The 24,260-nt window shown below is 66.6% G+C and carries 22 protein-coding genes; 16 read left to right on the forward strand and 6 right to left on the reverse strand.

The features are described from left to right. Positions 1-14: 14 nt before the first annotated feature. From H7H34_RS01200 to lpdA, 8 genes are all read left to right on the forward strand, one after another. Positions 15-308 (forward strand): hypothetical protein, encoded by a 294-nt coding sequence (locus tag H7H34_RS01200; RefSeq protein WP_185923988.1) that lies wholly within the window; start codon positions 15-17, stop codon positions 306-308. Beyond that, on the forward strand, positions 309-1,217 hold the full coding sequence (gene sucD / locus H7H34_RS01205) for a succinate--CoA ligase subunit alpha (RefSeq protein ID WP_120270519.1): 909 nt from the start codon (positions 309-311) through the stop codon (positions 1,215-1,217). Positions 1,218-1,422: 205 nt separating this feature from the next. After that, positions 1,423-4,407, forward strand: coding sequence for a 2-oxoglutarate dehydrogenase E1 component (locus H7H34_RS01210; RefSeq protein ID WP_120270518.1), 2,985 nt, complete (start codon positions 1,423-1,425; stop codon positions 4,405-4,407). Positions 4,408-4,544: 137 nt separating this feature from the next. After that, positions 4,545-6,071, forward strand: a complete 1,527-nt coding sequence (odhB, locus tag H7H34_RS01215) for a 2-oxoglutarate dehydrogenase complex dihydrolipoyllysine-residue succinyltransferase (RefSeq protein WP_185923989.1) — start codon at positions 4,545-4,547, stop codon at positions 6,069-6,071. Between the two features lie 92 nt (positions 6,072-6,163). Continuing rightward, complete coding sequence (locus tag H7H34_RS01220; protein WP_185923990.1) at positions 6,164-6,730, forward strand: HXXEE domain-containing protein; 567 nt, start codon at positions 6,164-6,166, stop codon at positions 6,728-6,730. A gap of 11 nt (positions 6,731-6,741) precedes the next feature. Further along, positions 6,742-7,353 carry a LysE family translocator gene (locus H7H34_RS01225; RefSeq protein ID WP_185923991.1) on the forward strand — a complete coding sequence of 204 codons (612 nt, stop codon included), beginning with the start codon at positions 6,742-6,744 and terminating at the stop codon, positions 7,351-7,353. 33 nt (positions 7,354-7,386) lie between these two features. After that, positions 7,387-8,145: an SDR family oxidoreductase gene (locus H7H34_RS01230; protein WP_185923992.1), complete on the forward strand. Its 759-nt coding sequence runs from the start codon at positions 7,387-7,389 to the stop codon at positions 8,143-8,145. A 54-nt stretch (positions 8,146-8,199) separates the two neighbouring features. Next, the gene (lpdA, locus tag H7H34_RS01235) at positions 8,200-9,609 is read left to right on the forward strand and encodes a dihydrolipoyl dehydrogenase (protein ID WP_185923993.1); all 1,410 of its coding nucleotides are present in this window, start codon (positions 8,200-8,202) and stop codon (positions 9,607-9,609) included. 114 nt (positions 9,610-9,723) lie between these two features. Here lpdA and H7H34_RS01240 read toward each other — a convergent pair whose 3' ends face one another. The 4 genes from H7H34_RS01240 to fsa all read right to left on the reverse strand — a co-directional run bounded on the left by H7H34_RS01240 (position 9,724) and on the right by fsa (position 12,321). Next, entirely contained in the window at positions 9,724-9,942 is a 219-nt protein-coding gene (locus tag H7H34_RS01240) for a hypothetical protein (protein WP_185923994.1), read from the reverse strand. Between the two features lie 164 nt (positions 9,943-10,106). Further along, positions 10,107-10,520 carry a hypothetical protein gene (locus H7H34_RS01245; protein ID WP_185923995.1) on the reverse strand — a complete coding sequence of 138 codons (414 nt, stop codon included), beginning with the start codon at positions 10,518-10,520 and terminating at the stop codon, positions 10,107-10,109. A gap of 96 nt (positions 10,521-10,616) precedes the next feature. Next, positions 10,617-11,576, reverse strand: coding sequence for a tyrosine recombinase XerC (locus tag H7H34_RS01250; protein ID WP_185923996.1), 960 nt, complete (start codon positions 11,574-11,576; stop codon positions 10,617-10,619). Between the two features lie 91 nt (positions 11,577-11,667). Next, positions 11,668-12,321, reverse strand: coding sequence for a fructose-6-phosphate aldolase (gene fsa, locus H7H34_RS01255; protein WP_067223394.1), 654 nt, complete (start codon positions 12,319-12,321; stop codon positions 11,668-11,670). A gap of 190 nt (positions 12,322-12,511) precedes the next feature. On the opposite strand from fsa, the gene H7H34_RS01260 reads away from it, so the two are divergent. The 7 genes from H7H34_RS01260 (at position 12,512) to H7H34_RS01290 (ending at position 20,698) form a co-directional block, all read left to right on the forward strand. Further along, positions 12,512-14,737 carry a primosomal protein N' gene (locus H7H34_RS01260; protein WP_371811335.1) on the forward strand — a complete coding sequence of 742 codons (2,226 nt, stop codon included), beginning with the start codon at positions 12,512-12,514 and terminating at the stop codon, positions 14,735-14,737. Between the two features lie 258 nt (positions 14,738-14,995). After that, positions 14,996-15,556, forward strand: coding sequence for a F0F1 ATP synthase subunit delta (locus H7H34_RS01265; RefSeq protein ID WP_185923997.1), 561 nt, complete (start codon positions 14,996-14,998; stop codon positions 15,554-15,556). Then, positions 15,556-17,085, forward strand: a complete 1,530-nt coding sequence (atpA, locus tag H7H34_RS01270; RefSeq protein ID WP_067223399.1) for a F0F1 ATP synthase subunit alpha — start codon at positions 15,556-15,558, stop codon at positions 17,083-17,085. The genes H7H34_RS01265 and atpA overlap by 1 nt, the downstream gene beginning before the upstream one ends. A gap of 33 nt (positions 17,086-17,118) precedes the next feature. Next, on the forward strand, positions 17,119-17,997 hold the full coding sequence (locus H7H34_RS01275; protein WP_067223402.1) for a F0F1 ATP synthase subunit gamma: 879 nt from the start codon (positions 17,119-17,121) through the stop codon (positions 17,995-17,997). 24 nt (positions 17,998-18,021) lie between these two features. After that, a complete protein-coding gene (gene atpD / locus H7H34_RS01280; RefSeq protein ID WP_067223405.1) occupies positions 18,022-19,461 on the forward strand; it encodes a F0F1 ATP synthase subunit beta in 1,440 nt (479 codons plus the stop codon). 24 nt (positions 19,462-19,485) lie between these two features. Continuing rightward, on the forward strand, positions 19,486-19,893 hold the full coding sequence (locus H7H34_RS01285; RefSeq protein WP_067223406.1) for a F0F1 ATP synthase subunit epsilon: 408 nt from the start codon (positions 19,486-19,488) through the stop codon (positions 19,891-19,893). A 157-nt stretch (positions 19,894-20,050) separates the two neighbouring features. After that, entirely contained in the window at positions 20,051-20,698 is a 648-nt protein-coding gene (locus H7H34_RS01290) for an alpha-ketoglutarate-dependent dioxygenase AlkB family protein (RefSeq protein WP_185923998.1), read from the forward strand. 26 nt (positions 20,699-20,724) lie between these two features. On the opposite strand, the gene ubiB is transcribed toward H7H34_RS01290, so the two are convergent. After that, positions 20,725-22,293, reverse strand: coding sequence for a 2-polyprenylphenol 6-hydroxylase (gene ubiB, locus H7H34_RS01295; RefSeq protein ID WP_120270511.1), 1,569 nt, complete (start codon positions 22,291-22,293; stop codon positions 20,725-20,727). A gap of 7 nt (positions 22,294-22,300) precedes the next feature. Then, positions 22,301-23,086 carry a bifunctional demethylmenaquinone methyltransferase/2-methoxy-6-polyprenyl-1,4-benzoquinol methylase UbiE gene (ubiE, locus tag H7H34_RS01300; protein ID WP_371811447.1) on the reverse strand — a complete coding sequence of 262 codons (786 nt, stop codon included), beginning with the start codon at positions 23,084-23,086 and terminating at the stop codon, positions 22,301-22,303. A gap of 234 nt (positions 23,087-23,320) precedes the next feature. Between ubiE and mutM the strand changes: the two genes are divergently transcribed. Then, the gene (mutM, locus tag H7H34_RS01305) at positions 23,321-24,226 is read left to right on the forward strand and encodes a bifunctional DNA-formamidopyrimidine glycosylase/DNA-(apurinic or apyrimidinic site) lyase (protein ID WP_185923999.1); all 906 of its coding nucleotides are present in this window, start codon (positions 23,321-23,323) and stop codon (positions 24,224-24,226) included. Positions 24,227-24,260 lie beyond the last annotated feature (34 nt).

Consider the following 24,260-nt stretch of genomic DNA (forward strand, 5'->3'; position numbering starts at 1 on the left):
CGTTGGGAGGAGTTGTGCTGGCATCGTTGGTGCTGAGCATCTTCTCGTTTACAGCGGGTCGCTGCGCCGGTTGGGTGAGATTTGAGAAATGGGTGTCTCTGGCATCCGTTGCCTTGTCTGGCTTGATCTGCGTCGCGGGTTGGATTTTCGCCAGCTATCTATCGGGAAGTGCAAATAACGGGCTCCATCCGATGATGGTTGCTTACTTTGCGTTCCTTGCTTCCGTAGTCTTCCTGATCAACGCCCTAGTGGCATTGTTTGGAATGTGGTTTCGCAGGCGTGCCGTGAAAATGAAGGAAGGCAGCTAGATGTCCATTCTCGTCAACAAAGACACCAAGGTCATCGTCCAGGGCCTGACCGGCAAGACCGGTACGTTCCACACGGAGCAGGCTCTGGGCTACTACGGCACCCAGATGGTGGCCGGCGTGCACCCCAAGAAGGGCGGTGAGAACTGGACCTCCGGTCTCGATTCCGCCGCGTCCCTGCCGATCTTCGCCACTGTCGGCGAGGCGCGCGAGGCAACCGGTGCCGATGCGTCCGTGATCTACGTGCCCCCTGCAGGCGCGGGCGCGGCGATCATCGAGGCGATCGATGCCGAGGTTCCGTTCATCGTCTGCATCACCGAGGGCATCCCGGTCGCCGACATGGTCAAGGTCAAGGCCCGGCTGGAGAAGTCCAAGTCGCGCCTGCTCGGCCCGAACTGCCCGGGCATCCTGACGCCGGAAGAGTGCAAGATCGGCATCATGCCGGGCTCCATCTTCAAGAAGGGCTCGGTCGGCGTCGTCTCGCGCTCCGGCACGCTGACCTATGAGGCGGTGTTCCAGACCTCGAACGCCGGTCTCGGCCAGACCACGGCCGTCGGCATCGGCGGCGACCCGGTCAAGGGCACCGAGTTCATCGACATCCTGGAGATGTTCCTCGCCGACGACGAGACCAAGTCGATCATCATGATCGGCGAGATCGGCGGCTCGGCCGAGGAAGAGGCCGCGCAGTTCATCAAGGACGAGGCCAAGAAGGGCCGCAAGAAGCCGATGGCCGGCTTCATCGCGGGCCGTACGGCGCCTCCGGGTCGCACCATGGGCCATGCCGGCGCCGTGATCTCCGGCGGCAAGGGGGGAGCCGAGGACAAGATCGCGGCGATGGAAGAGGCGGGCATCCGCGTTTCTCCCTCGCCGGCCAAGCTCGGCGAGACCCTCCTTGAGGTCCTGAAGGGCTGATTTTTCGCGATTATCGGTTTTTTTACCGAGTTCGCAGCCACATATGGGGCACGGGAGCTTCCCTCAAGGAAGTTTCCCGTGTACCGCTTTGAACAGGAGCGGCGCGGGACACGCATCGCGCTGCTTCATCCCACATCCGTTTAAACGGGGCGCTGCGTGAAAGGGCTCCCCTCAACAGGCGGGCGGGGGTAACCTCGCTATAGTGATGGCTCGGCAGGACGCGAACAATGCCTTCGCGATGACGTCGTTTCTTTACGGCGGCAACGCAGCGTATATCGAAGATCTTTATGCGCGCTACAAGGAAGACCCCGGCTCTCTCGACGAGACGTGGCGCGACTTCTTCTCCAACCTGGCTGACGAAAAGGCCGACGTGCTCAAGGAGGCGCGTGGCGCATCCTGGAAGCGTGCCGACTGGCCGCCGGCGGCGAATGGCGATCTCGTCAACGCCTTCGATGGCAACTGGGCGCCGGTGGAGAAGGCTCTCGGCGACAAGCTGAAGGCAAAGGCCGAAGAGAAGGGCAAAGCCCTGACCGACGCCGATGTGCAGCAGCAGACGCGCGATTCCGTTCGCGCGCTGATGATGATCCGCGCCTATCGCATGCGCGGCCATCTGCATGCCGACCTCGATCCGCTGAACCTCAAGGAGCAGGTCGATCACGAGGAACTGCATCCCTCGTCTTACGGGTTCACCGAGGCCGACTGGGACCGCAAGATCTTCATCGACTACATGCTGGGCCTCGAGTTCGCGACGCTCCGCGAGATGCTCGAGATCCTCAAGCGCACCTATTGCTCGACGCTCGGCGTCGAGTTCATGCACATCTCCAATCCGGCGGAGAAGGCATGGATCCAGGAGCGCATCGAGGGCCCGGACAAGGAGATCGAGTTCACGCCCAAGGGCAAGAAGGCGATCCTCAACAAGCTGATCGAGGCCGAGGGCTTCGAGAAGTTCCTCGACGTCAAGTATACCGGCACGAAGCGCTTCGGTCTTGACGGCGGCGAGGCCCTGCTGCCCGCGCTCGAGCAGATCATCAAGCGCGGCGGCGCGCTCGGCGTGCAGGAGATCGTCTTCGGCATGGCCCATCGCGGCCGCCTCAACGTGCTGTCCCAGGTCATGGGCAAGCCGCTGCGCGCGATCTTCCACGAGTTCAAGGGCGGGTCGTTCACCCCCGACGACGTGGAAGGCTCCGGCGACGTCAAGTACCACCTCGGCGCGTCCTCGGACCGCGAGTTCGACGGCAACAAGGTTCACCTGTCGTTGACCGCCAACCCTTCGCACCTGGAGATCGTCGATCCGGTGGTGCTCGGCAAGGCACGCGCCAAGCAGGACCAGCTCTCGGCCGTTAACGGCCGCTGGGTCGAGACCACCGAGGTCGATCGCTCCAAGGTGCTGCCGCTGCTGCTGCACGGCGATGCGGCCTTCGCCGGCCAGGGCGTGGTCGCCGAGTGCTTCGGCCTGTCCGCGCTGCGCGGACACCGGACGGGCGGTTCGATCCACTTCATCATCAACAACCAGATCGGCTTCACGACGAACCCGCGCTTCTCGCGCTCCTCGCCGTACCCGTCCGATGTGGCGAAGATGATCGAGTCGCCGATCTTCCACGTGAACGGCGACGACCCGGAAGCGGTGGTCTACGCGGCGAAGGTGGCCACGGAGTTCCGTCAGCTCTTCGGCAAGCCGGTGGTGATCGACATGATCTGCTACCGCCGCTTCGGCCACAACGAGTCCGACGAGCCGGCGTTCACCCAGCCGATCATGTATCGCAAGATCCGCAGCCATCCGACGACGCTGCAGATCTATGCCGAGAAGCTGATCAAGGAAGGCGTCATCACCTCCGACGAGCTCGAGGGGATGCGCGGCGAGATGCGCGCCCGTCTCGACCAGGAGTTCGAGGCAGGGCAGGCCTACAAGCCGAACAAGGCCGACTGGCTGGACGGCAAGTGGTCGGGTCTGAAGCAGGCGCAGGATCTCGACGATCCCCGCCGCGGCCAGACCGCGATGCCGATGGAAGACCTTAAGCTTGTCGGCAAGGCCCTGACGGGCGTGCCGGACGGCTTCAACGTCCACCGCACCATCCGCCGCTTCCTCGACAATCGCGAGAAGATGTTCGAGACCGGCGAGGGGATCGATTGGGCGACCGCGGAAGCGCTCGCCTTCGGTACGCTGCTGCTGGAGGGCCATGCCGTCCGTCTGTCGGGCCAGGATTGCGAGCGCGGAACGTTCTCGCAGCGCCACTCGGTCCTCTACGATCAGGAAGACGAGCAGCGCTACATCCCGCTCAACAACCTGCGCAAGGATCAGGCCCGCTACGAGGTCATCAACTCGATGCTCTCGGAAGAGGCGGTGCTTGGCTTCGAATATGGCTACACGCTGACGGAGCCGAACGCGCTGACCCTTTGGGAAGCGCAGTTCGGCGACTTCGCCAACGGCGCTCAGGTGGTCTTCGACCAGTTCCTGTCGTCGGGCGAGCGCAAGTGGCTTCGCATGTCGGGCCTCGTCTGCCTTCTGCCGCATGGCTATGAGGGCCAGGGGCCGGAGCACTCCTCCGCCCGCCTGGAGCGCTTCCTGCAGATGTGCGCGGAAGACAACATGCAGGTCGCCAACTGCACGACGCCGGCGAACTACTTCCACATCCTGCGCCGTCAGCTGAAGCGCGACTTCCGCAAGCCGCTGATCCTGATGACGCCGAAGTCGCTGCTGCGCCACAAGCGCGTGGTCAGCCGCCTCGACGAGTTCTCGGACGGTTCGGCGTTCCACCGGCTGTTGTGGGACGACGCGCAGCTCGAGGGCTACAGCGACATCAAGCTGAAGCCGGACGACAAGATCCGGCGCGTGGTGATGTGTTCGGGCAAGGTCTATTACGACCTGTTCGAGGAGCGCGAGAAGCGCGGCATCGACGACGTCTATCTCCTGCGCGTCGAGCAGCTCTATCCGTTCCCGACCAAGGCGCTCGTCTCCGAACTGTCGCGCTTCAAGGATGCGGACTTCGTCTGGTGCCAGGAAGAGCCGAAGAACATGGGCTCCTGGTTCTTCGTCCAGTCCTACCTGGAGTGGGTGCTGAGCCAGATCGACGCCAAGCATCCGCGTCCGCGCTATGTCGGCCGTGCCGCTTCCGCGGCGACGGCGACGGGCCTGATGTCGAAGCACATGGCGCAGCTGCAGGCCTTCCTCGACGAGGCCTTCGCCGAGTAGCCTTTGCGGCTCCCGGGCAACGATCCGGGAGCCGGCCTATTCCCGGCCCTCTAGGAGCCGGACACGCAAGACTCCATCGCTAGCGCGCGGAACCGAAGGCGGCTCCGTGCAGCCACCGGATGAAAGAGATTTTGATCATGGCGACCGAAATTCGAGTGCCCACCCTCGGAGAATCCGTGACCGAGGCGACCATCGCCCAGTGGTTCAAGAAGCCCGGCGACAAGGTGAACGCGGACGAGCCCATCGTCGAGCTGGAGACGGACAAGGTGACCGTCGAGGTTCCGGCCCCGGCCTCCGGCACGCTGACCGATATCCTGGTCAAGGAAGGCGACACCGTCGAGGTCGGCGCCCTGCTGGGACAGATTTCCGAAGGCGCCGGCGCGGCCGCCGCCTCACCCGCCAAGGCTTCCGCGCCGAAGGCCGAGAGTGCCAAGTCCGCTCCGGCCGCCTCTGCCTCGGCAGAGACCGTCGACGTGGTGGTGCCGTCCGCTGGTGAGAGCGTCACCGAAGCCGATGTCGGCGAGTGGTTCGTCAAGGTCGGCGACCAGGTCAAGGCCGACGATGTGCTCGTCGAGCTGGAGACCGACAAGGCCGCCCAGGAGATCCCGGCGCCGGTTTCCGGCACCGTGGTGGAGATCTCCGCCAAGACCGGCGACACCGTCACGCCGGGCCAGCTGCTGCTGAAGATCGCAGCCGGTGCTGGCGCTGCCGCTCCGGCCAAGGCGCCTGCTGCCGAGACGCCGGCTCCGGCCGCCAAGGCCGGCACCGACATGCCGCCGGCTCCGGCCGCCGCCAAGATGATGGCGGAGAAGGGCATTGCCGCTGATCAGGTTGCCGGTTCGGGCAAGCGCGGCCAGGTGCTCAAGGGCGATGTGATCGCCGCCGTGGCCACCGGCATGGCGCAGCAGTCCTCCGCCTCTTCGGCTCCCGTTGCCGCGCGTGCGCCGTCGGGTGCCGAGGATGCGGCCCGCGAGGAGCGGGTGCGCATGACCAAGCTGCGCCAGACCATCGCGCGCCGCCTGAAGGATGCGCAGAACACCGCTGCCATGCTGACCACCTACAACGAGGTGGACATGGGTCCGGTGATGGAGCTGCGCTCCACCTACAAGGACCTGTTCGAGAAGAAGCATGGCGTGAAGCTCGGCTTCATGGGCTTCTTCACCAAGGCCGTGTGCCATGCACTGAAGGAGATCCCGGCGGTCAATGCCGAGATCGACGGCACGGACATCATCTACAAGAACTACTGCCACATCGGCGTCGCCGTCGGCACCGACAAGGGCCTGGTGGTTCCGGTCGTGCGCGATGCCGACCAGATGTCCATCGCCGAGATCGAGAAGAAGATCGCCGAGTTCGGCCGCAAGGCGCGTGACGGCAAGCTCGGCATGGACGAGATGCAGGGCGGCACCTTCACCATCTCCAACGGTGGTGTCTACGGCTCCCTCATGTCCTCGCCGATCCTCAACGCCCCGCAGTCGGGCATCCTCGGCATGCACAAGATCCAGGAGCGTCCGATGGTCGTGAACGGCCAGATCGTGGCGCGGCCGATGATGTATCTGGCGCTGTCCTACGACCACCGGATCGTCGACGGCAAGGAAGCCGTCACCTTCCTGGTGCGCGTCAAGGAGAGCCTCGAGGACATCAAGCGTCTCGTCCTCGATCTCTGACGTCGGCGACACGGGTATCGGGCGGACTGCGCCCGGTATCCGCTCCTCGCGAAAGGGCGCAAGGTCACGGGACTGTCCAGCGGAGGCGGGGGATGAACGACACCGTCCGGCGGTTGCAGGCACACTGGGTCTATGGCGGCGCGCTTTCCGGCGCGGTGCTTCTGGTCCTGAGCCCGCTGCTGACCGCCGGCTGGCCCCTGGCCGAACGGCTCGTCTACCTCGCCCTGCCCGTCTACATGCTGCACCAGTTGGAGGAGCATGACGGCGACCGTTTTCGCGCCTTCGTCAATGAGGTGATCGGCAAGGGGCGTGAGGTCCTCAGCGTCCGGACCGTCTTTGTCGTCAACGTCGTTGGCGTGTGGGGCGTGATGGTGCTGACGATCTGGCTGATGCGCTCGGTCTCGCCCGGCTGGGGCCTGATCGGTGTGTACCTGCTGCTCGTCAACGCCGTGCTGCACGTCGCACAGGCCGTGGCCCTGCGCAGGAGCAATCCCGGCCTCTGGACTGCGGTTCTGCTCTTCCTGCCGTTGGGGGTGGTGGCTTTCTCGCAAATCGCCACAATGGCGAACAGCACCCAGCACGCCGTGTCGCTGGCCGTTGTCCTTGCGTTGCATGGCGCCATCGTCGTCGGCGTTCGCCGTCGCCTCGCAGCCAGCTGAGGGAGACTTCCATGGGACTGGATTTCCTGCTCACCGCTCTTGTCGTCGTCCTCGTTCCGGGAACGGGCGTGGTCTACACGGTGGCGACCGGCCTGGCGCGCGGGCGCGTTCCCGGTATCGCCGCCGCCTTCGGCTGCACGCTCGGCATCCTGCCGGCGCTGATCGCGGCGACCTTCGGCCTTGCGGCGCTGCTGCATGCCAGCGCACTGGCCTTCCAGGTGCTGAAATATGCCGGCGCGGCCTATCTCTTCTATCTGGCCTGGCAGGCCTTCCGCGAGGCCGGACCGCTGGCCTTCGACCGGCAGGCAGCCCCCGCCGATCTCGTTGCGGTGGCGCGTACGGGTTTCCTCATCAACGTGTTGAATCCCAAGCTGTCGCTGTTCTTCCTTGCCTTCCTTCCGCAGTTCATCGTGCCGGGCGAGGGAGCCGTCTCCCTGCAGATCCTGTCGATGGGCAGCGTGTTCATGGGGCTGACGCTGGTCGTGTTCATCGGTTACGGGGTCTTCGCCGCCGCGCTCGGTGCCCGCATCCTGCGCAGCCGGCAGGTCATGACCTGGATGAGCCGGACGGTCGCGCTCGCCTTCGCCGGGTTCGGCGCAAGGCTGGCCCTTGCCGATCGCTGACCTGCGCCGCACATGTCCTGAACGGAGAAGCCCATGACCGAGAATGTCGTGATCGTCACAGGCGGCAGCCGCGGCATCGGAGCCGCGTCAGCACTGCGCCTTGCAGGCCCCGGCACCACGATCCTTCTGACCTACGTGTCGAGCCCCGGGCGCGCCGAGGATGTGGTCTCGCAGATCAAGGCCAAGGGCGGGCAGGCGGTGGCGCTGCAGGCGGATGTGGCGAGCGAGGACGACTGCCTGAAGACCTTTGCCGAGGCCGACAGGCTCGGCCGCTTGACCGGTCTGGTGAACAATGCCGGCGTGGTCGACGTCGCGGCGCGGCTGACGGACATGTCCTTTGAGCGGCTGCGGCGCATCTTCGACATCAACGTGCTGGGCACGATCCTGTGTTCCCGCGAGGCCGTGCGACGCATGTCGACGGCCCATGGCGGCAAGGGTGGGGCCATCGTCAACGTCTCGTCGGCCTCGGCCAAGATCGGCTCGCCGGCGCAATATATCGACTATGCCGCGGCCAAGGGGGCGGTCGACACGTTCACCGTCGGTCTTGCCAAGGAAGTGGCGGCCGAGGGCGTGCGGGTCAACGCCGTGCGCCCCGGCATCATCGATACCGAAATCCACGCCTCGGGCGGCGACCCCGACCGGGCGAGGCGCGTGGCGGGCGATCTGCCGATGCAGCGAGCCGGACGGGCCGAGGAATGCGCCGAGGCGATCGCCTGGCTTCTGTCGGACGCTGCCAGCTACACGACGGGCGCGATTCTCGACGTGTCCGGCGGGCGGTCGATCCTGCCCTGACACTGGAACATGGCGGCACGTCCGCCCGAACGAACGAAACAAGAGGCGAATGCTATGTCACAGTTTGATCTCGTCGTCATCGGCACCGGCCCCGGCGGCTATGTCTGCGCCATCAAGGCGGCCCAGCTCGGCCTCAAGGTTGCCGTTGTCGAAAAGCGCGCCACCCATGGCGGCACCTGCCTGAACATCGGCTGCATCCCCTCCAAGGCGATGCTGCACACGTCCGAGCTGTTCGAGGAGGCGGCCGAGCATTTCGAGGACTTCGGCATCAAGGTCGGCAAGCCGAAGCTCGATCTCAAGGCGATGATGGGCCACAAGCAGAAGACCATCGACGGCAATGTCAGCGGCATCGAGTTCCTGTTCAAGAAGAACAAGGTGACGCCGTTCCACGGCACGGGCCGCATTCTTGCCGCCGGCCGGGTCGAGGTGACCGCCGAGGATGGCTCCAAGCAGGAGATCGGGGCGAAGTCCATCGTCATCGCCACCGGCTCCGACGTGGCCCCGCTCCCCGGTGTCGAGATCGACGAGAAGCAGATCGTCTCCTCCACCGGCGCGCTGGAGCTGGACAAGGTCCCGGGCAAGCTGGTCGTCGTCGGCGCCGGCGTTATCGGCCTCGAGCTCGGCTCCGTCTGGCGGCGTCTTGGCTCCGAGGTGACGGTCGTCGAGTTCATGGACAAGATCCTCGGCCCGATGGACGCCGACATTTCCCGCAACTTCCAGCGCATCCTCAAGAAGCAGGGCGTCGAGTTCCACCTGTCCTCCAAGGTCACGGCCGTGGAGAAGACGGGCAAGCAGCTCATCGTCACGGTTGAGCCGGCCGCCGGCGGCGAAGCGGCTGCCAAGACGCTCGAGGCCGATGTGGTGCTCGTGGCCATCGGTCGCCGTCCCTATACCTCCGGCCTTGGCTTGGAAGAGGCCGGCGTGGCGCTCGACGAGCGCGGCCGGGTCAAGACCGACAGCCACTACCAGACCAATGTGCCCGGCATCTATGCCATCGGCGATGTGATCGCCGGCCCGATGCTCGCCCACAAGGCCGAGGACGAGGGCGTTGCCCTTGCGGAGATCCTCGCGGGCCAGGCCGGCCACGTGAACTACGGGGTCATCCCCGGCGTGGTCTATACCAGCCCCGAGGTTGCCGAGGTCGGCAAGAGCGAAGAGTCGCTGAAGGCCGAGGGCATCTCCTACAAGGTCGGCAAGTTCGCCTTCATCGCCAATGGCCGCGCCAAGGCAACCAACCATACCGAAGGCTTCGTCAAGGTGCTGGCCGATGCGGAGACCGACAGGGTCCTCGGCGTTCACATCATCGGCCACGGCGCCGGCGAGATGATCCACGAGGCGGCGGTCCTGATGGAGTTCGGCGGCTCGGCCGAGGATCTGGCGCGCACCTGCCACGCTCACCCGACCATGAGCGAGGCCGTGAAGGAGGCCGCGATGGCCGCCTTCGCCAAGCCGATCCACGCCTGACGACGGGCTCTTCCGGCGCGTTTGCGCCGGGCGGCAAGATGAAAAGGCCCGCGCCGGAGTTCCCGGCGCGGGCCTTTTTCGTGATCGATGCGAGAGGCGTCTCCCGCCGCTGTGTCACTCGGCGGTCTGGGTGTTGGTCTCCTCGGCGGTGTTGCCCGCAACGATGAGGTCGTCGCTGAGATCGTTCGTCGCGACGGAGCCCTGCGGTGCCTCTGCGGTCGTCGTCGGCGTCGTCTTCTGCGACATCTTCGACCAGTTGCACTGGGCCATCGCCGGTGTGGCGGAGAAGGCGATGAGGGCCGCGACGCTCGTCAGTCCTGCAAGAATGCGCATGCTTCTCTCCCTTGCTGGCGGCATGTCGGGGCGACATGCTTCCGGTCTTCCCTCATCAGGGCCGCAACGGATCTTGCGGCCGAAAGTCAAGGAAGACGCTACGTCATAAGGGTAGCGCGCAAGCATGCGGGGGACCAGTTCCCCGGCGTTGAAAGTCGGAAGGCTTAATCGCGTTCGAGAATGGCTGCGTGGAAGCCGTCCTGCACGCCGGCCGTATGCGACTGGATCTTCACCAGGGCCTCGATGCGATGGTTCATCGGGATGATCTCGACCTCGCGGGCGCCGAAAAGACCGGGAAACCGGGCCAGCAATCGGCCATTGGTCAGCCGGATGGCATCGGCCCAGCCCCATTTGCAATCCCGCGGCGAGCAGCGAGTGAAAACGCGCATGCGGGAGACGATCCGGCCGTTGCTGCAGTGGCTTTCGATCTCGATGATGCGGATCTGCTGTGTCGACGCGCGCGGATTGTACCAGCGGCCGGCTTCGGGGATGCGGCAGCGGTTTTCAGCGAAGACGGGAGTGGGAGCGGCGACAATCACCGTCAGGGCGACGACGAAGGGAATCAGGAGGCTCCACATGCCCGATTCTTGTCCGCCGCGCGGAGCGCCGCAAGGGAATTCGATGTTGCAATGCGTCGCGGGTCGAAAAGACCGCGCAGGCCGCCGCCATTCCGCTCATCCGGGCTTGCGGCTGCGCGGATGGGCGCGGTCGTAGGCATCCAGCAGCCGCGCGGCGTCCACCTCCGTGTAGATCTGCGTGGTGGACAGGCTGGCATGGCCAAGCAGTTCCTGGATGGTCCGCAGGTCGCCGCCGCCCGCCAGAAGATGCGTGGCGAAGGAGTGGCGCAGGGCGTGCGGCGTGGCGCTTTCGGGCAGGCCGAGCGCGCGGCGCAGCTTCGCCATCGCCAGCTGGACGATTCGCGGTCCGAGCGGCCCGCCGCGCACGCCGAGGAACAGCGGTCCATCCGCCTGCGGCACGTAGGGGCAAAGGCGCAGATAATCCTCCACCGCATCGCAGACGATCGGCAGCACCGGCACGACGCGTTCGCGCCCGCCCTTGCCGATGACGCGCAGGCTTCTCGTGCCGCGGCGCGGCGCCGTGCGGCCGGTCAGCGACAGGGCCTCGGAGATACGCAGCCCGCAGCCGTAGAGCAGGGTCAGGACCGCGGCGTTGCGTGCCGCGACCCAGGGCTCGGCCTCGTCAGCCGCGTCCGCATCCACCAGGGTCATCGCGTCGCCGGCCGAAACCGGCTTGGGCAGCGAGCGCTTTTGCCGCGGTGGGCGGATCGCGGCGCTGGCGGCGGCATTCACCTCGCCGAGCGTTTCCAGGTAGCGCAGGAACGAGCGGATGCCGGCAAGACCGCGCGCCAGCGTCCGGCTTTCCGCGCCCGTCTGCCGGCGCGAGGCGAGAAAGCCGCGAAAATCGGCCGGCCGCAGCTCTTTCAGAGCTTCCAGCCCCGGCGGCTCGGCAAGATGGTTGGTCAGGAAGCGCAGGAACTGGCGGACGTCGCGCTCGTAGGCGACCAGCGTCCGGTCGGCGAGCCGCCGCTCCGATCCGAGATGGTCGAGCCAGTCTCCGACGGCGGCATTCACGTCGGCTTTGGCCGACACCAGCAGGGAATCAGGGGCGCTCATGGGCTGCCATCCTATCATGCCTGCAGGCAGATCGAGCGGACCGGCCGGGGGGGGGGCGGCCGGTCCGCAGACAAAAGATCAGGACAGAAAATCAGAGGATGCTCTGTCCGGTCTTGGCCCAGTCGGCCAGGAACTGCTCGAGACCCTTGTCGGTCAGGGGATGCTTGACCAGGCCCTTGAGCACTGCCGGCGGGACGGTCGCGACATCCGCGCCCACCAGCGCGCATTCGCGCACATGGTTGGCGGTGCGGATCGATGCGGCCAGGATCTCGGTCTCGAAGCCGTAATTGTCGTAGATGATCCGCATCTCGCGGATCAGGTCCATGCCGTCGATGTTGATGTCGTCCAGCCGGCCGATGAACGGCGAGATGAAGGTCGCGCCGGCCTTGGCGGCGAGCAGCGCCTGATTGGACGAAAAGCACAGGGTGACGTTCACCATGTGGCCGGCGTCGGTCAGGGTGCGGCAGGCCTTCAGGCCGTCGAGCGTCAGCGGCAGCTTGACGGCGATGTTGTCGGCGATCTCGGCCAGCGCGCGGCCCTCGGCGATCATCGCGTCGGCATCGGTCGCGGTGACCTCGGCGGAGACGGGACCCTCGACGATGTCGCAAATCTCTGCAATGACGTCCTTCATCGGGCGTCCGGACTTGAGGATCAGCGACGGATTGGTGGTGACGCCATCGAGCAGGCCGGTCGCGGCGAGATCCCGGATCTCCCCGGTGTCTGCGGTGTCGACGAAGAACTTCATGGCGGCTCTGGCTCCTTATCGGAAACGGGCTTTTGCGGAGTTTCGGGTCGGCGGGGCATCTGCCTCGCCCGGGCCTGACTGCATACCTTAGGATGACGCGCGGCGACAGCCCCGATTCGCCCGCGACCGGGCGGCATGCGGGCGCCGATCTTGGGCAACCGGCAGCAACCGAGCAGGAACGAGGACGCGGGTGAGCGATCTGTTTGGCAATAGCGGCGAGGTGCGGCCGGCGACGGTCGCCAGGGTTCTGCTGCCGGTCGCCATCGGCATGGCCTACAGCTACCGCGTGCCGCCGGGGATGAGCGTGCGGCCCGGTTCCATCGTCCGTGTGCCGCTCGGCCCGCGCGAGGTGGTGGGGGCCGTGTGGTCGCTGGAACCGGAGGGCGGTTCTGCCGCAGGGTCCGTTTCGCCGTCCCGGCTGAAGAACATCCTGCATGTCTATGACGATGCCCCGCCGCTCGACGAGGAACTGCGGACGCTGGTCGACTGGGTGGCCAACTGGACGCTCGCCGCGCCGGGTATGGTGTTGCGCATGGTCCTGCGCTCGGAAGAGGCCCTGGAGAGCGAGCCGCCGCTCGCCGGTGTGCGCCTGTCGTCCGCCGGCACGCGGCCCGAACGCATGACCCCGGCGCGCCAGCGGGTGCTGGAGGTCCTTCAGGACGGCACGGGCTTTACCCGCAGCGGTCTTGCCCACGCGGCCGGGGTGAGTTCGTCCGTGGTCGACGGGCTGCTGACCCATGGCGTTCTGGAAAGCATCGAGCTTCCGGCCGTCCCGCCTTTGCCCAGACCCGATCCGGACTGGTCGCCGCCCCGGCTCACGCCCGCGCAGGCACGTGCCTCGAAAGAACTGGTCGCGGCCGTGGGGCAGGGGTTCCGCACCTTCCTCATCGACGGCGTGACGGGATCGGGCAAGACGGAAGTCTATTTCGAGGCGGTGGCCGAGGCGCTGCGCCAGGGGCGCCAGGCGCTCGTCCTCATTCCCGAGATCGCGCTCACCAGCGCCTTTCTGCAGCGGTTCGAGCGCCGTTTCGCCGTTCTGCCGGCCGAGTGGCATTCGGAGATCGCCACCCGACAGCGCGCGCGGGTCTGGCGCGGGGTTGCCAGCGGCGATGTGCGCGTGGTGGTCGGCGCCCGTTCGGCGCTGTTCCTGCCATTCCGCGAACTCGGTCTCGTCGTCGTCGACGAGGAACATGACGGAGCCTACAAGCAGGACGACCGGGTGCCCTACAACGCCCGCGACATGGCGGTGGTGCGTGGGCATATTTCGCGCTTTCCCGTGGTTCTCGCCTCGGCGACTCCCTCGGTGGAAAGCCGGGTCAATGCCGACCAGGGCCGCTATGTCCGCCTGGAATTGCCCGAGCGCGCCACCGGTGCGCCCATGCCGGAAATCTCGATCATCGACATGCGCCAGGACGGCCCGGAACGCGGGCAGTGGCTGGCGCCCACGTTGCGCCACGCGATCGGCGAGACGCTCTCCGGCGGCGGTCAGGCGCTGCTTTTCCTCAATCGCCGCGGCTATGCGCCGCTCACCCTGTGCCGCTCCTGCGGCCATCGCTTCCAGTGTCCCAACTGTTCGACATGGCTGGTCGAGCACCGTTTTCGTGGTCGCCTGTCCTGCCATCACTGCGGCCACGAGGAACCGAGCCCCGATCATTGCCCGGCCTGCGGCGACACCCAGTCGCTGGTCGCTTGCGGTCCCGGCGTCGAGCGGATCGCCGAAGAGGCGGCGGACCTGTTTCCCCAGTCCCGGGTGCTGGTCCTTTCGTCGGACCTGCAAGGCGGACCCGACCGCCTGCGCCGGGAAATGCGGATCATCGAGGAGGGCGGTGCCGACATCGTCGTCGGCACGCAGCTCGTCGCCAAGGGGCACAATTTTCCGCTGATGCGTCTGGTCGGGGTGGTGGATGCCGATCTCGGCCTTGCCAACGGCGATCCGCGGGCGGCCGAGCGGACCTTCCAGCTTCTGGCACAGGTAACGGGCCGTGCGGGGCGTATCGGCGGCGGCGGGCGCGGCCTGCTGCAGACCTATGCGCCGGAGCATCCGGTCATCCGGGCGCTGGCCTCGGGAGACAGCACGGCTTTCTACGAGGCCGAGATCGCCGCCCGCAAGGCCGCCGGCCTGCCGCCGTTCGGCCGGCTCGCGGCGCTCATCGTCTCCGCGCCCGACAGGGCGAGGGCACAGGACTACGCCCGGCAGGTGGCGCGGCTGTCGCCGGCGAGCCCCGGCCTCACGGTTCTCGGTCCGGCGGAGGCCGCGTTGGCGCTGGTGCGGGGGCGCTACCGATTCCGTCTGCTGGCGATGGCGCCGCGCAATATCGACCTGCAGGCCCTCATGCGGTCGTGGATCGCCCACCTGCCCAAACCCTCCGGCGGGGTGCGCCTGCAGGTGGATATCGATCCCCAGAGCTTCTTCTGAGCAGGGTAAAGGCCCCGTCCGCGGGCATGTTTGCGGGCCGATGACACCTGCTTCGACCATTTTCGGGCCGAATTGCGGCATTTGGACCCCGTGGCGATGTTGCCCCGCATTGAAGCCTGTGCTAATCGAAGCGCGGCTTTCCGGGGGATATGCGACCAAGCGCACTCCGGTGCCAAAGAAAGTTCAGATTTTCCAAAGCCTTGCGATCAGCCCAGCTGGGCGCATCGGCTCAAACCTGCCTAAGAGAGCACGGACCCTGTGACCGACAACGTATCTCTCATTTCAGGTGTGGCGCACCGTTACGCGACGGCACTGCTCGACTTGTCAGAGGAGCAGGGCTCCGTGGCGGACGTCGAGAAGACGCTGGAGGCGTTCGACAAGCTCCTCCAGGACAGCGCAGATCTGCGCCGCCTCGTGGAAAGCCCGGTGTTTTCCGCCGATGAACAGCTCAAGGCCCTGACGGCAGTCCTGGATAAGGCCGGCGTTACGGGGCTGGCCGCCAACTTCCTGAAGCTCGCCGCGAAGAATCGGCGTCTCTTCGCCGTCCCGGGCATGATCGGCGCCTTCCGCGCGGATCTGGCTCGTCGCCGCGGCGAAGTGCCGGCGGATGTCGTGTCCGCGGCGCCGCTCTCGGATGCGCAGCTCTCCGCCCTCGCCGACGCGCTCAATGCGACGACCGGCAAGAAGGTGGTGATTTCTTCGAAGGTCGATCCTTCTCTGATCGGTGGCCTGGTGGTCAAGGTCGGCAGCCGGATGATCGACACTTCGCTCAAGACAAAACTCAACTCCCTCAAGTTCGCGATGAAAGAGGTCGGCTGATGGATATTCGGGCAGCGGAAATCTCCGCCATCCTCAAGGACCAGATCAAGAATTTCGGCCAGGACGCCGAAGTTACCGAAGTCGGTCAGGTTCTTTCGGTAGGTGACGGTATCGCGCGCGTCTATGGCCTCGACAAGGTCCAGGCGGGCGAGATGGTCGAGTTCCCCGGCGGTATCCGGGGTATGGCGCTGAACCTCGAAACCGACAATGTCGGCGTCGTGCTCTTCGGCTCGGACCGTGACATCAAGGAAGGCGACACGGTCAAGCGGACCGGCGCCATCGTCGAGATTCCGGTCGGCAAGGGCCTGCTCGGCCGCGTTGTCGACCCGCTCGGCAACCCGCTCGACGGCAAGGGGCCGATCGAGGGTTCCGAGATGCGCCGCGTCGACGTCAAGGCGCCGGGCATCCTGCCGCGCAAGGGCGTTCACGAGCCGATGTCGACGGGCCTCAAGGCCATCGACGCCCTGATCCCGGTCGGTCGCGGCCAGCGCGAGCTGGTCATCGGCGACCGTCAGACCGGCAAGACGGCGATCATTCTGGACACGTTCCTGAACCAGAAGCCGATGCATGCGACGGACAATGAGGGCGAGAAGCTCTATTGCATCTATGTCGCCGTCGGCCAGAAGCGTTCGACCGTTGCCCAGTTCGTCAAGCAGCTCGAGGAATCGGGCGCTCTCGAGTATTCGGTGATCGTCGCCGCGACGGCGTCCGATCCGGCGCCGCTGCAGTTCCTGGCGCCGTTCTCCGGCACCGCCATCGGCGAGTTCTTCCGCGACAACGGCATGCACGCCGTGATCGGTTATGACGATCTGACCAAGCAGGCCGTGGCCTATCGCCAGATGTCCCTGCTGCTCCGTCGTCCGCCGGGACGTGAAGCCTTCCCGGGCGACGTGTTCTATCTCCACTCTCGCCTGCTCGAGCGTTCGGCCAAGCTCAACGAGGCCAACGGCTCCGGTTCGCTGACCGCCCTTCCGGTCATCGAGACCCAGGGCAACGACGTGTCGGCCTTCATTCCGACCAACGTGATCTCGATCACCGACGGCCAGATCTTCCTCGAGACGGATCTGTTCTTCCAGGGCATCCGCCCGGCGGTGAACGTCGGTCTGTCGGTGTCGCGCGTGGGCTCCTCGGCCCAGATCAAGGCGATGAAGCAGGTTGCCGGCAAGATCAAGGGCGAGCTCGCCCAGTATCGCGAGATGGCGGCTTTCGCCCAGTTCGGTTCGGATCTCGACGCCACGACCCAGCGCCTGCTGAATCGTGGTGCGCGCCTGACCGAGCTTCTGAAGCAGGGCCAGTTCCAGCCGCTGAAGACCCAGGAGCAGGTCGCCGTCATCTATGCCGGCGTCAATGGCTACCTGGACAAGCTGCCGGTCAACAAGGTCCGGGACTTTGAAGAGGGCCTGCTTCTGAACCTGCGCGGCGAACATGCGGATCTCCTGGACGGTATCTGGGAGAAGAAGGCGCTTGACGCTGACCTTGAGGCCCGTCTCAAGGCGGCCATCGAGGCCTTCGCCAAGAACTTCGCCTGACGCGACTGACGGCATCCAGGACAAGGGGCGGCCATGCCGAGCCTGAAGGACTTACGAAACCGGATCGCCTCCGTTAAGGCGACGCAGAAGATCACCAAGGCCATGCAGATGGTGGCCGCGGCGAAGCTGCGTCGTGCCCAGGAGGCGGCCGAGGCCGCGCGGCCCTATGCGGAACGCATGGAGGCCGTCCTCGCCAACCTCGCCAGCGCCTTCGAGGGCCGGGACGATGCTCCGCGCCTCCTCGCCGGCACCGGCAAGGATGACGTGCATCTCCTGCTGGTCGCGACCGCGGAGCGCGGCCTGTGCGGCGGCTTCAACTCGTCGATCGCCAAGCTGGCGCGCGAGCGGGCGAAGTCGCTGATCGCGCAGGGCAAGACGGTGAAGATCGTCTGCGTCGGCAAGAAGGGCTTCGACGCCCTGAAGCGCGATCTCGGCTCGCACATCGTCAAGACGATCGAGCTGCGGCACGTCAAGCGCGTCGCGTTCGAGAATGCCGAGGAGATCGGCACTCTGATCCGCGAGATGTTCGACGCGGGCGAGTTCGACGTCTGCACCCTGTTCTATGCGCGGTTCCAGTCGGTGATCAGCCAGGTCCCGACCGCCCAGCAGCTCATCCCGGCGACCTTCGGCGAGGCGGCGAAGTCCGCCCAGACCGACGCGGTCTACGAGTACGAGCCGGACGAGGGCGAGATCCTGGCGGATCTGCTGCCGCGCAACATTTCGGTGCAGATCTTCCGCGGGCTTCTGGAAAATGCAGCGTCCGAGCAGGGTGCGCGCATGTCCGCGATGGACAACGCCACGCGCAACGCCGGTGACATGATCAACAAGCTGACGCTCAACTACAACCGTCAGCGGCAGGCTCAGATCACCAAGGAGCTGATCGAAATCATTTCGGGCGCCGAGGCGCTCTGACCGGATCGAGACGAGGATAGCAAAATGGCTGACAAAGCAGTCGGGCGGATCACTCAGGTCATCGGCGCCGTCGTCGACGTTCAGTTCGACGATCACCTGCCGGCGATTCTGAACGCCCTTGAAACCGACAACAACGGCAACCGCCTGGTTCTCGAGGTTGCTCAGCACCTCGGCGAGAACACCGTTCGCACCATCGCCATGGATGCGACCGAGGGTCTCGTTCGCGGCCAGAAGGTCGTCGACACGGACGAGCCGATCTCGGTTCCCGTCGGTGCCGGCACGCTGGGCCGCATCATGAACGTCATCGGCGAGCCGGTCGACGAGGCTGGCCCGATCGTCCACGAGACGAAGCGCGGCATCCACCAGGAAGCCCCGAGCTTCACCGAGCAGTCCACCGAGGCCGAGATCCTCGTGACGGGCATCAAGGTCGTCGACCTGCTCGCGCCTTACGCCAAGGGCGGCAAGATCGGCCTGTTCGGTGGCGCCGGCGTCGGCAAGACCGTTCTGATCATGGAGCTCATCAACAACATCGCCAAGGCGCACGGCGGCTACTCCGTCTTCGCCGGCGTGGGTGAGCGTACCCGTGAGGGCAACGATCTCTACTGGGAGATGATCGAGTCCAACGTGAACCGCGATCCCAAGGAGCACGGCGGTTCGACCGAGGGTTCCAAGTGCGCGCTGGTCTACGGCCAGATGAACGAGCCCCCCGGAGCCCGTGCCCGCGTGGCGCTGACCGGCCTGACCGTCGCCGAGCATTTCCGCGACGAAGGCCAGGACGTGCTGTTCTTCGTCGACAACATCTTCCGCTTCACGCAGGCGGGTTCGGAAGTGTCGGCGCTTCTCGGCCGTATTCCTTCGGCCGTGGGCTACCAGCCGACGCTCGGCACCGACATGGGTGCGATGCAGGAACGCATCACCACCACGACCAAGGGGTCGATCACCTCGGTGCAGGCCGTGTACGTGCCGGCCGACGACCTTACCGACCCGGCGCCGGCTTCGACCTTCGCCCACCTCGACGCGACGACGGTTCTTAACCGCTCGATCGCCGAGAAGGGCATCTACCCGGCCGTGGATCCGCTCGACTCGACCTCGCGTATCCTTGATCCGCGCATCATCGGCGACGAGCACTACGAGACGGCCCGTGCCGTGCAGGCGACCCTGCAGCGCTACAAGGCGCTCCAGGACATCATCGCCATTCTCGGCATGGACGAGCTCTCGGAAGAGGACAAGCTCACCGTGGCACGCGCCCGTAAGATCGAGCGCTTCCTGTCGCAGCCGTTCTTCGTCGCCGAGATCTTCACCGGTTCGCCGGGCAAGCTCGTCGCGCTCGAGGACACCATCAAGGGCTTCCAGGGCCTGGTGAACGGCGACTACGACCACCTGCCCGAGGCTGCCTTCTACATGGTCGGCTCGATCGACGAGGCGGTCGAGAAGGCACAGCGCCTGGCCGCCGAAGCGGCCTAAGCACGGGAAGGATCGAGGAACGACATGGCGGGAGCATTCCAGTTCGAGCTCGTTTCCCCGGAGCGGCTTCTTCTCTCGGAAGAAGTCACGATGGTGGTGGTGCCGGGCTCCGAGGGCGAGTTCGGCGTGATGGCCGGACATGCCCCGATGATGTCGACCCTGCGTCCGGGCCTTCTGCGCGTGTCGCGTGAGGCCGGTGCGGATCAGGTCTACTTCGTCCGCGGCGGCTTTGCCGAGGCGGGGCCGAAGGGCCTGACGGTGCTGGCCGAGCATGCGACGTCGCTGAACGATCTCAAGGCGGAAGACATCGCCCGCCAGATCAAGGATGCGGAAGAAGACCTTTCGGACGCCTCCGACGACGAGACGCGCGCACGGGCGACGGCAACGCTCGCTCACCTGCGCGAGGTTCAGGCCGCTCTCAAGGCGGCTTGAAGCCTGCGTCTGGACCCGGCTCCGGCCGGCATCATCGCGAAGATTGAAAAAGGGCGCCTCCGGGCGCCCTTTTTGCGTTTGCCGTTCGGGCGCGGTGAGAGGTAGGACGTCCGCTTCCGGGTGGACAGGACGAGCCAATAGCGGCGAGACTTCCCGCATGCAGGACAGACAGTCACAGGAAACCGAGAGCAGGCCGGCGGCGGCACCGGCGGGGTTCCGCTTGCTGCCGGGGCGGCTCGACCGCGAGGCCCAGCAGGCGCTGCTAGGCGAGATCCGCGCAGTCGTCGCGGCCGCGCCCCTCTTCACGCCGGTCATGCCGCGCACCGGTACGCCGTTCTCGGTGCGCATGACCAATTGCGGCCCGCTCGGTTGGGTGTCGGACAGGGCCGGCTATCGCTATCAGCCGCTGCACCCGGTGACGGGGCAGCCCTGGCCGGCAATGCCGCAGCCGCTGCTGGATCTCTGGCAAGAGTTGGTGCCGGATGCGCCGCCGCCGGAAGCGTGTCTCGTGAACTTCTATGGACCGAAGGCGCGCATGGGGCTGCATCAGGACAAGGACGAGGCGACATTCGAGGCGCCGGTGGTGTCCGTCTCGCTGGGGGCGACGGCGCTGTTTCGCCTCGGCGGCCGGAGCCGCAAGGATCCGACCCGCTCGTTCCGACTGGCCTCGGGCGATGTGCTGGTTCTGGGCGGCGAGGCGCGCCTTGCCCATCACGGGATCGACCGGCTGTTGCCCGGCACCTCGACGCTCGTGCGCGACGACGGGCGCATCAACCTGACCCTGAGGCGGGTGACGCCAGGCTGAGAGTGCGCCGGGCTGCCCCGGCGCGGTCAGGTAAAGACGGCGACGGCGATCAGCGCGGCAATGACCCACAGCGCGATACGGCCCGAGCGGCTGTGCCGGGCCTCCGCGCGGCCGATAGCCTCGGCGGTCGCCGCGTCGAATCGCAGGCCCTTCTCCGCCATGGTTTCGATCTCGCCGGACAGGCGGCCCGCCCGCTCGGCGAGAATCGGCAGATCTGCGGCGAGCCGGCCGAGGGCGGCAAGCCCGCCGGCGGCATCCTGCAGGCGCCCCGCGGGGCCGAGATTGCGCTCGATCCAGCCGCGCACCACCGGCTCGGCCGTCCGCCACATGTCGAGATGCGGGTCGAGCGTCCGGGCGACGCCCTCGACCACGACCATCGTCTTCTGCAGCATGATCAGCTGGGTCTGGGTTCGCATGTTGAACAGCTCGGTCACCTCCAGCAGCTGCGTCAGCAGCCGCGCCATGGAGATCTCCGAGGCATCGTGTCCGTGGATCGGCTCGCCGATGGCGCGGATCGCCTGGGCGAACACGTCGACATCCTGGTCCGATGGAACGTAACCGGCCTCGAAATGCACCTCCGCCACCCGCCGATAGTCGCGGGTGATGAAGCCGAACAGGATCTCGGCCAGAAAACGCCGCTCCGCCTTGCCGAGGCGGCCGGTGATGCCGAAATCGACCGCGACCAGGTTGCCGTCCTCGTCGAGGAAGAGGTTGCCCTGGTGCATGTCGGCATGGAAGAAGCCGTCGCGCACCGCGTGGCGCAGGAACGACTGGATCACCAGCGCGCCGATGGCCGGCAGGTCGTGGCCGTCGGCCTCGATCCCGGCGACGTCGGACAGCTTGCGCCCGGAGATCCACTCCATGGTCAGCACCGCCTTGGCCGTGCGTGTCCAGTTGACCTCCGGCACCCGGAAGCCGGGATCGTCGCGGGTGTTTTCCGCCATCTCGGACAGGGCGGCCGCTTCCAGGCGGAAATCCATCTCCAGCTCGACCGAGCGGGCCAGCGTGTCGACCACTGCGACGGGGCGCAGTCGGCGCGAGGGCGGATGGAACCGCTCCATCAACCGCGCCATCAGATAGTAGCTCTTCAGGTCGCGGCGGAACCGCTCGGCAACGCCGGGACGCAGCACCTTCACCGCCACCTTGCGGCGGGTGCCGTCGGCATCCTCGATCTCTGCCGGGTGCACCTGCGCGATCGAGGCAGCCGCGACCGGCTCCTCGAAACTGGCGAACAGCTGCTCGACCGGGCGGCCGAAATGGCTCTCGATCACCCGCTTGGCCTCTTCCATGCCGAAGGAGGGGATCTGATCCTGCAGCGCGGTCAGGTCGGTGGCGATCTCGCGGCCGACGACATCGGGCCGGGTCGCCAGGAACTGGCCGAGCTTGACGTAGGACGGGCCGAGCCGGGTGAGGGCGTCGGACAGGCGCTTGTCGGCCGCCTTGTCGCGCACCGCGCGCCGCTCCAGCAGACGGATCGTGCGCAGGGCCAGCCGCTGTGCCGGCGGCAGGTCGGGCAGATCGACGACGCCGAAGACGCCTTCGCGCGCCATGACGAAGCCGGCGCGGGCCAGCCGGAAGAGGGATGCTATCGGCATGGGTTCCTCAGATCGCCCAGCCGGAATGCAGGCAGGCAATACCGCCCGAATAGTTCCGATAGCTGACGCGGGAGAACCCGGCCTCGCGGATCATGTCGGCGAAGCGCTCCTGATTGGGAAACTTGCGGATCGATTCCACCAGATAGCGGTAGGGCTCGCCGTCACCGGTGACCATCCGCCCCATGACCGGGATCGCGTTGAAGGAGAAGAAATCATAGACCCTGTCGAGCCCGGCGACGTCCACCTGGCTGAACTCCAGGCACAGGAAGCGCCCGCCACGCTTGAGCACGCGGCGCGCCTCGCTCAAGGCCCTGTCGATGCGCGGCACGTTGCGGATGCCGAAGGCGATCGTGTAGGCGTCGAACGAACGGTCGGGGAAGGGCAGGTCCTCGGCATTGCCTTCGACGAAGCTCAGGCGATCGCCAAGCCCGGCCTTGGCGGCGCGCGCCTTGCCCACTCCCAGCATGGAGCCGTTGATGTCGCAGACCACGGCGCTGGTCGTCTTGCCGCCGCGCTCGACAATGCGCGTGGCGATGTCGCCGGTGCCGCCGGCAACGTCGAGCACCCGGAACGCACGCCGGTCGGCGCGCGGCGGGGCCAGCGACGACACCATCGCGTCCTTCCACAGCCGGTGCAGGCCGCCGGACATCAGGTCGTTCATCAGGTCGTAGCGGTCCGCGACCTGATGGAACACCTCGTTGACGAGGGGCTGCTTTTCGCCGCTGGCGACCTTGCGAAAGCCGAAGCTCGTCGCCATTTCCGGGCCGCTCGTCCGTCCCCGGTCGCTGTCCATGCTGGCCGCCATGAGGCTCTCCATGCGCCTGTGTTTCCGCTGATCGAGGCTTGGCTTACAGCATTTTCGTCAAGAGGTCACGGCTGCTCGCTGCCGCCATCCGCCGCATGTGAAGAGCGCCCGTGCAGGGTCGCTGAACGGCCCCCACTGGAGGATTGACGGGAGCACCGTCTACTTTATGCAGAGGGAGCGCGCGGCCCTGTCCTTCGCGCGCCCTGTCTTGCGGAGATGTCCATGCCCGAATTGCCCGAAGTCGAGACGGTCCGCCGCGGCCTTTCCCCGGTCTTCGACGGGGCGATGATCCTCAAGGTGACGCTCAACCGGGGCGACCTGCGGTTTCCCCTGCCGGCGGACTTTCGCGACCGGCTCGGCGGGCAGCGGATGGTCGCGCTCGGCCGGCGGGCCAAGTATCTGCTGGGCGATCTGGAGGACGGCACCGTTCTGGTGATGCATCTGGGCATGTCCGGGTCCTTCCGCATCGAGGAAGTGGGCGAGGACCGGCCGCAGCCGGTCGCGGCCGATGCGTTCCACTACCCGCGTTCGGTCGACCGGGCGCATGATCACGTCATCTTCCATCTTGAGCATGGCGGCGCGGAGCGGCTGCGCATCGTCTACAACGATCCGCGCAGGTTCGGCTTCATGAGCCTCGTTGCCCGTGCCGAGATCGAGCACCATCCCTGGTTCGCCGCGCTCGGCCCCGAGCCGACCGGCAATGCGCTGGATGCCGGGCATCTGGCGCGGGTTGCGGCAGGTCGGGCAACCCCGCTCAAGGCGCTGCTGCTCGACCAGCGCGCCATTGCCGGGCTCGGCAACATCTATGTCTGCGAGGCGCTGCACCGGGCAAAGCTCAGCCCGCTGCGCAGCGCCGGCACGCTGGCCACCGCGACCGGAGCGCCGACGGCCGGGGCAAAGCGCCTGGTCGACGCCATTCGCGAGGTCATCGCCGAGGCCATCGTCGCCGGCGGCTCGACCTTGCGCGACCATCGCCAGGCCGACGGCGAGCTCGGCTATTTCCAGCATTCCTTCGCCGTTTACGGGCGGGAGGGGGAGCCGTGCCCGCGCCCTGCATGCGGCGGCACGGTCGAGCGTATCGTGCAGTCGGGTCGTTCGACTTTCCATTGCCCCCGCTGTCAGCGGTAGAAGTGGCGCCGGCAGGCCTCGTTCGGGGCCCGCT

The organism is Stappia sp. 28M-7 (genome assembly GCF_014252955.1).
In the GTDB taxonomy this organism is placed as follows: Bacteria; Pseudomonadota; Alphaproteobacteria; order Rhizobiales; family Stappiaceae; genus Stappia.

What these genes read in the sequence shown, in the direction of transcription:
- mutM (WP_185923999.1), top strand. Translation starts at nt 23,321, where the DNA reads ATGCCCGAATTGCCCGAAGTCGAGACGGTCCGCCGCGGCCTTTCCCCG.
- H7H34_RS01210 (WP_120270518.1), top strand. Translation starts at nt 1,423, where the DNA reads ATGGCTCGGCAGGACGCGAACAATGCCTTCGCGATGACGTCGTTTCTT.
- H7H34_RS01240 (WP_185923994.1), bottom strand. Translation starts at nt 9,942, where the DNA reads ATGCGCATTCTTGCAGGACTGACGAGCGTCGCGGCCCTCATCGCCTTC.
- ubiB (WP_120270511.1), bottom strand. Translation starts at nt 22,293, where the DNA reads ATGCCGATAGCATCCCTCTTCCGGCTGGCCCGCGCCGGCTTCGTCATG.
- H7H34_RS01250 (WP_185923996.1), bottom strand. Translation starts at nt 11,576, where the DNA reads ATGAGCGCCCCTGATTCCCTGCTGGTGTCGGCCAAAGCCGACGTGAAT.
- H7H34_RS01290 (WP_185923998.1), top strand. Translation starts at nt 20,051, where the DNA reads ATGCAGGACAGACAGTCACAGGAAACCGAGAGCAGGCCGGCGGCGGCA.
- atpD (WP_067223405.1), top strand. Translation starts at nt 18,022, where the DNA reads ATGGCTGACAAAGCAGTCGGGCGGATCACTCAGGTCATCGGCGCCGTC.
- H7H34_RS01275 (WP_067223402.1), top strand. Translation starts at nt 17,119, where the DNA reads ATGCCGAGCCTGAAGGACTTACGAAACCGGATCGCCTCCGTTAAGGCG.
- lpdA (WP_185923993.1), top strand. Translation starts at nt 8,200, where the DNA reads ATGTCACAGTTTGATCTCGTCGTCATCGGCACCGGCCCCGGCGGCTAT.
- H7H34_RS01220 (WP_185923990.1), top strand. Translation starts at nt 6,164, where the DNA reads ATGAACGACACCGTCCGGCGGTTGCAGGCACACTGGGTCTATGGCGGC.
- sucD (WP_120270519.1), top strand. Translation starts at nt 309, where the DNA reads ATGTCCATTCTCGTCAACAAAGACACCAAGGTCATCGTCCAGGGCCTG.
- H7H34_RS01245 (WP_185923995.1), bottom strand. Translation starts at nt 10,520, where the DNA reads ATGTGGAGCCTCCTGATTCCCTTCGTCGTCGCCCTGACGGTGATTGTC.
- H7H34_RS01225 (WP_185923991.1), top strand. Translation starts at nt 6,742, where the DNA reads ATGGGACTGGATTTCCTGCTCACCGCTCTTGTCGTCGTCCTCGTTCCG.
- fsa (WP_067223394.1), bottom strand. Translation starts at nt 12,321, where the DNA reads ATGAAGTTCTTCGTCGACACCGCAGACACCGGGGAGATCCGGGATCTC.
- H7H34_RS01230 (WP_185923992.1), top strand. Translation starts at nt 7,387, where the DNA reads ATGACCGAGAATGTCGTGATCGTCACAGGCGGCAGCCGCGGCATCGGA.
- atpA (WP_067223399.1), top strand. Translation starts at nt 15,556, where the DNA reads ATGGATATTCGGGCAGCGGAAATCTCCGCCATCCTCAAGGACCAGATC.
- ubiE (WP_371811447.1), bottom strand. Translation starts at nt 23,086, where the DNA reads ATGGACAGCGACCGGGGACGGACGAGCGGCCCGGAAATGGCGACGAGC.
- H7H34_RS01285 (WP_067223406.1), top strand. Translation starts at nt 19,486, where the DNA reads ATGGCGGGAGCATTCCAGTTCGAGCTCGTTTCCCCGGAGCGGCTTCTT.
- odhB (WP_185923989.1), top strand. Translation starts at nt 4,545, where the DNA reads ATGGCGACCGAAATTCGAGTGCCCACCCTCGGAGAATCCGTGACCGAG.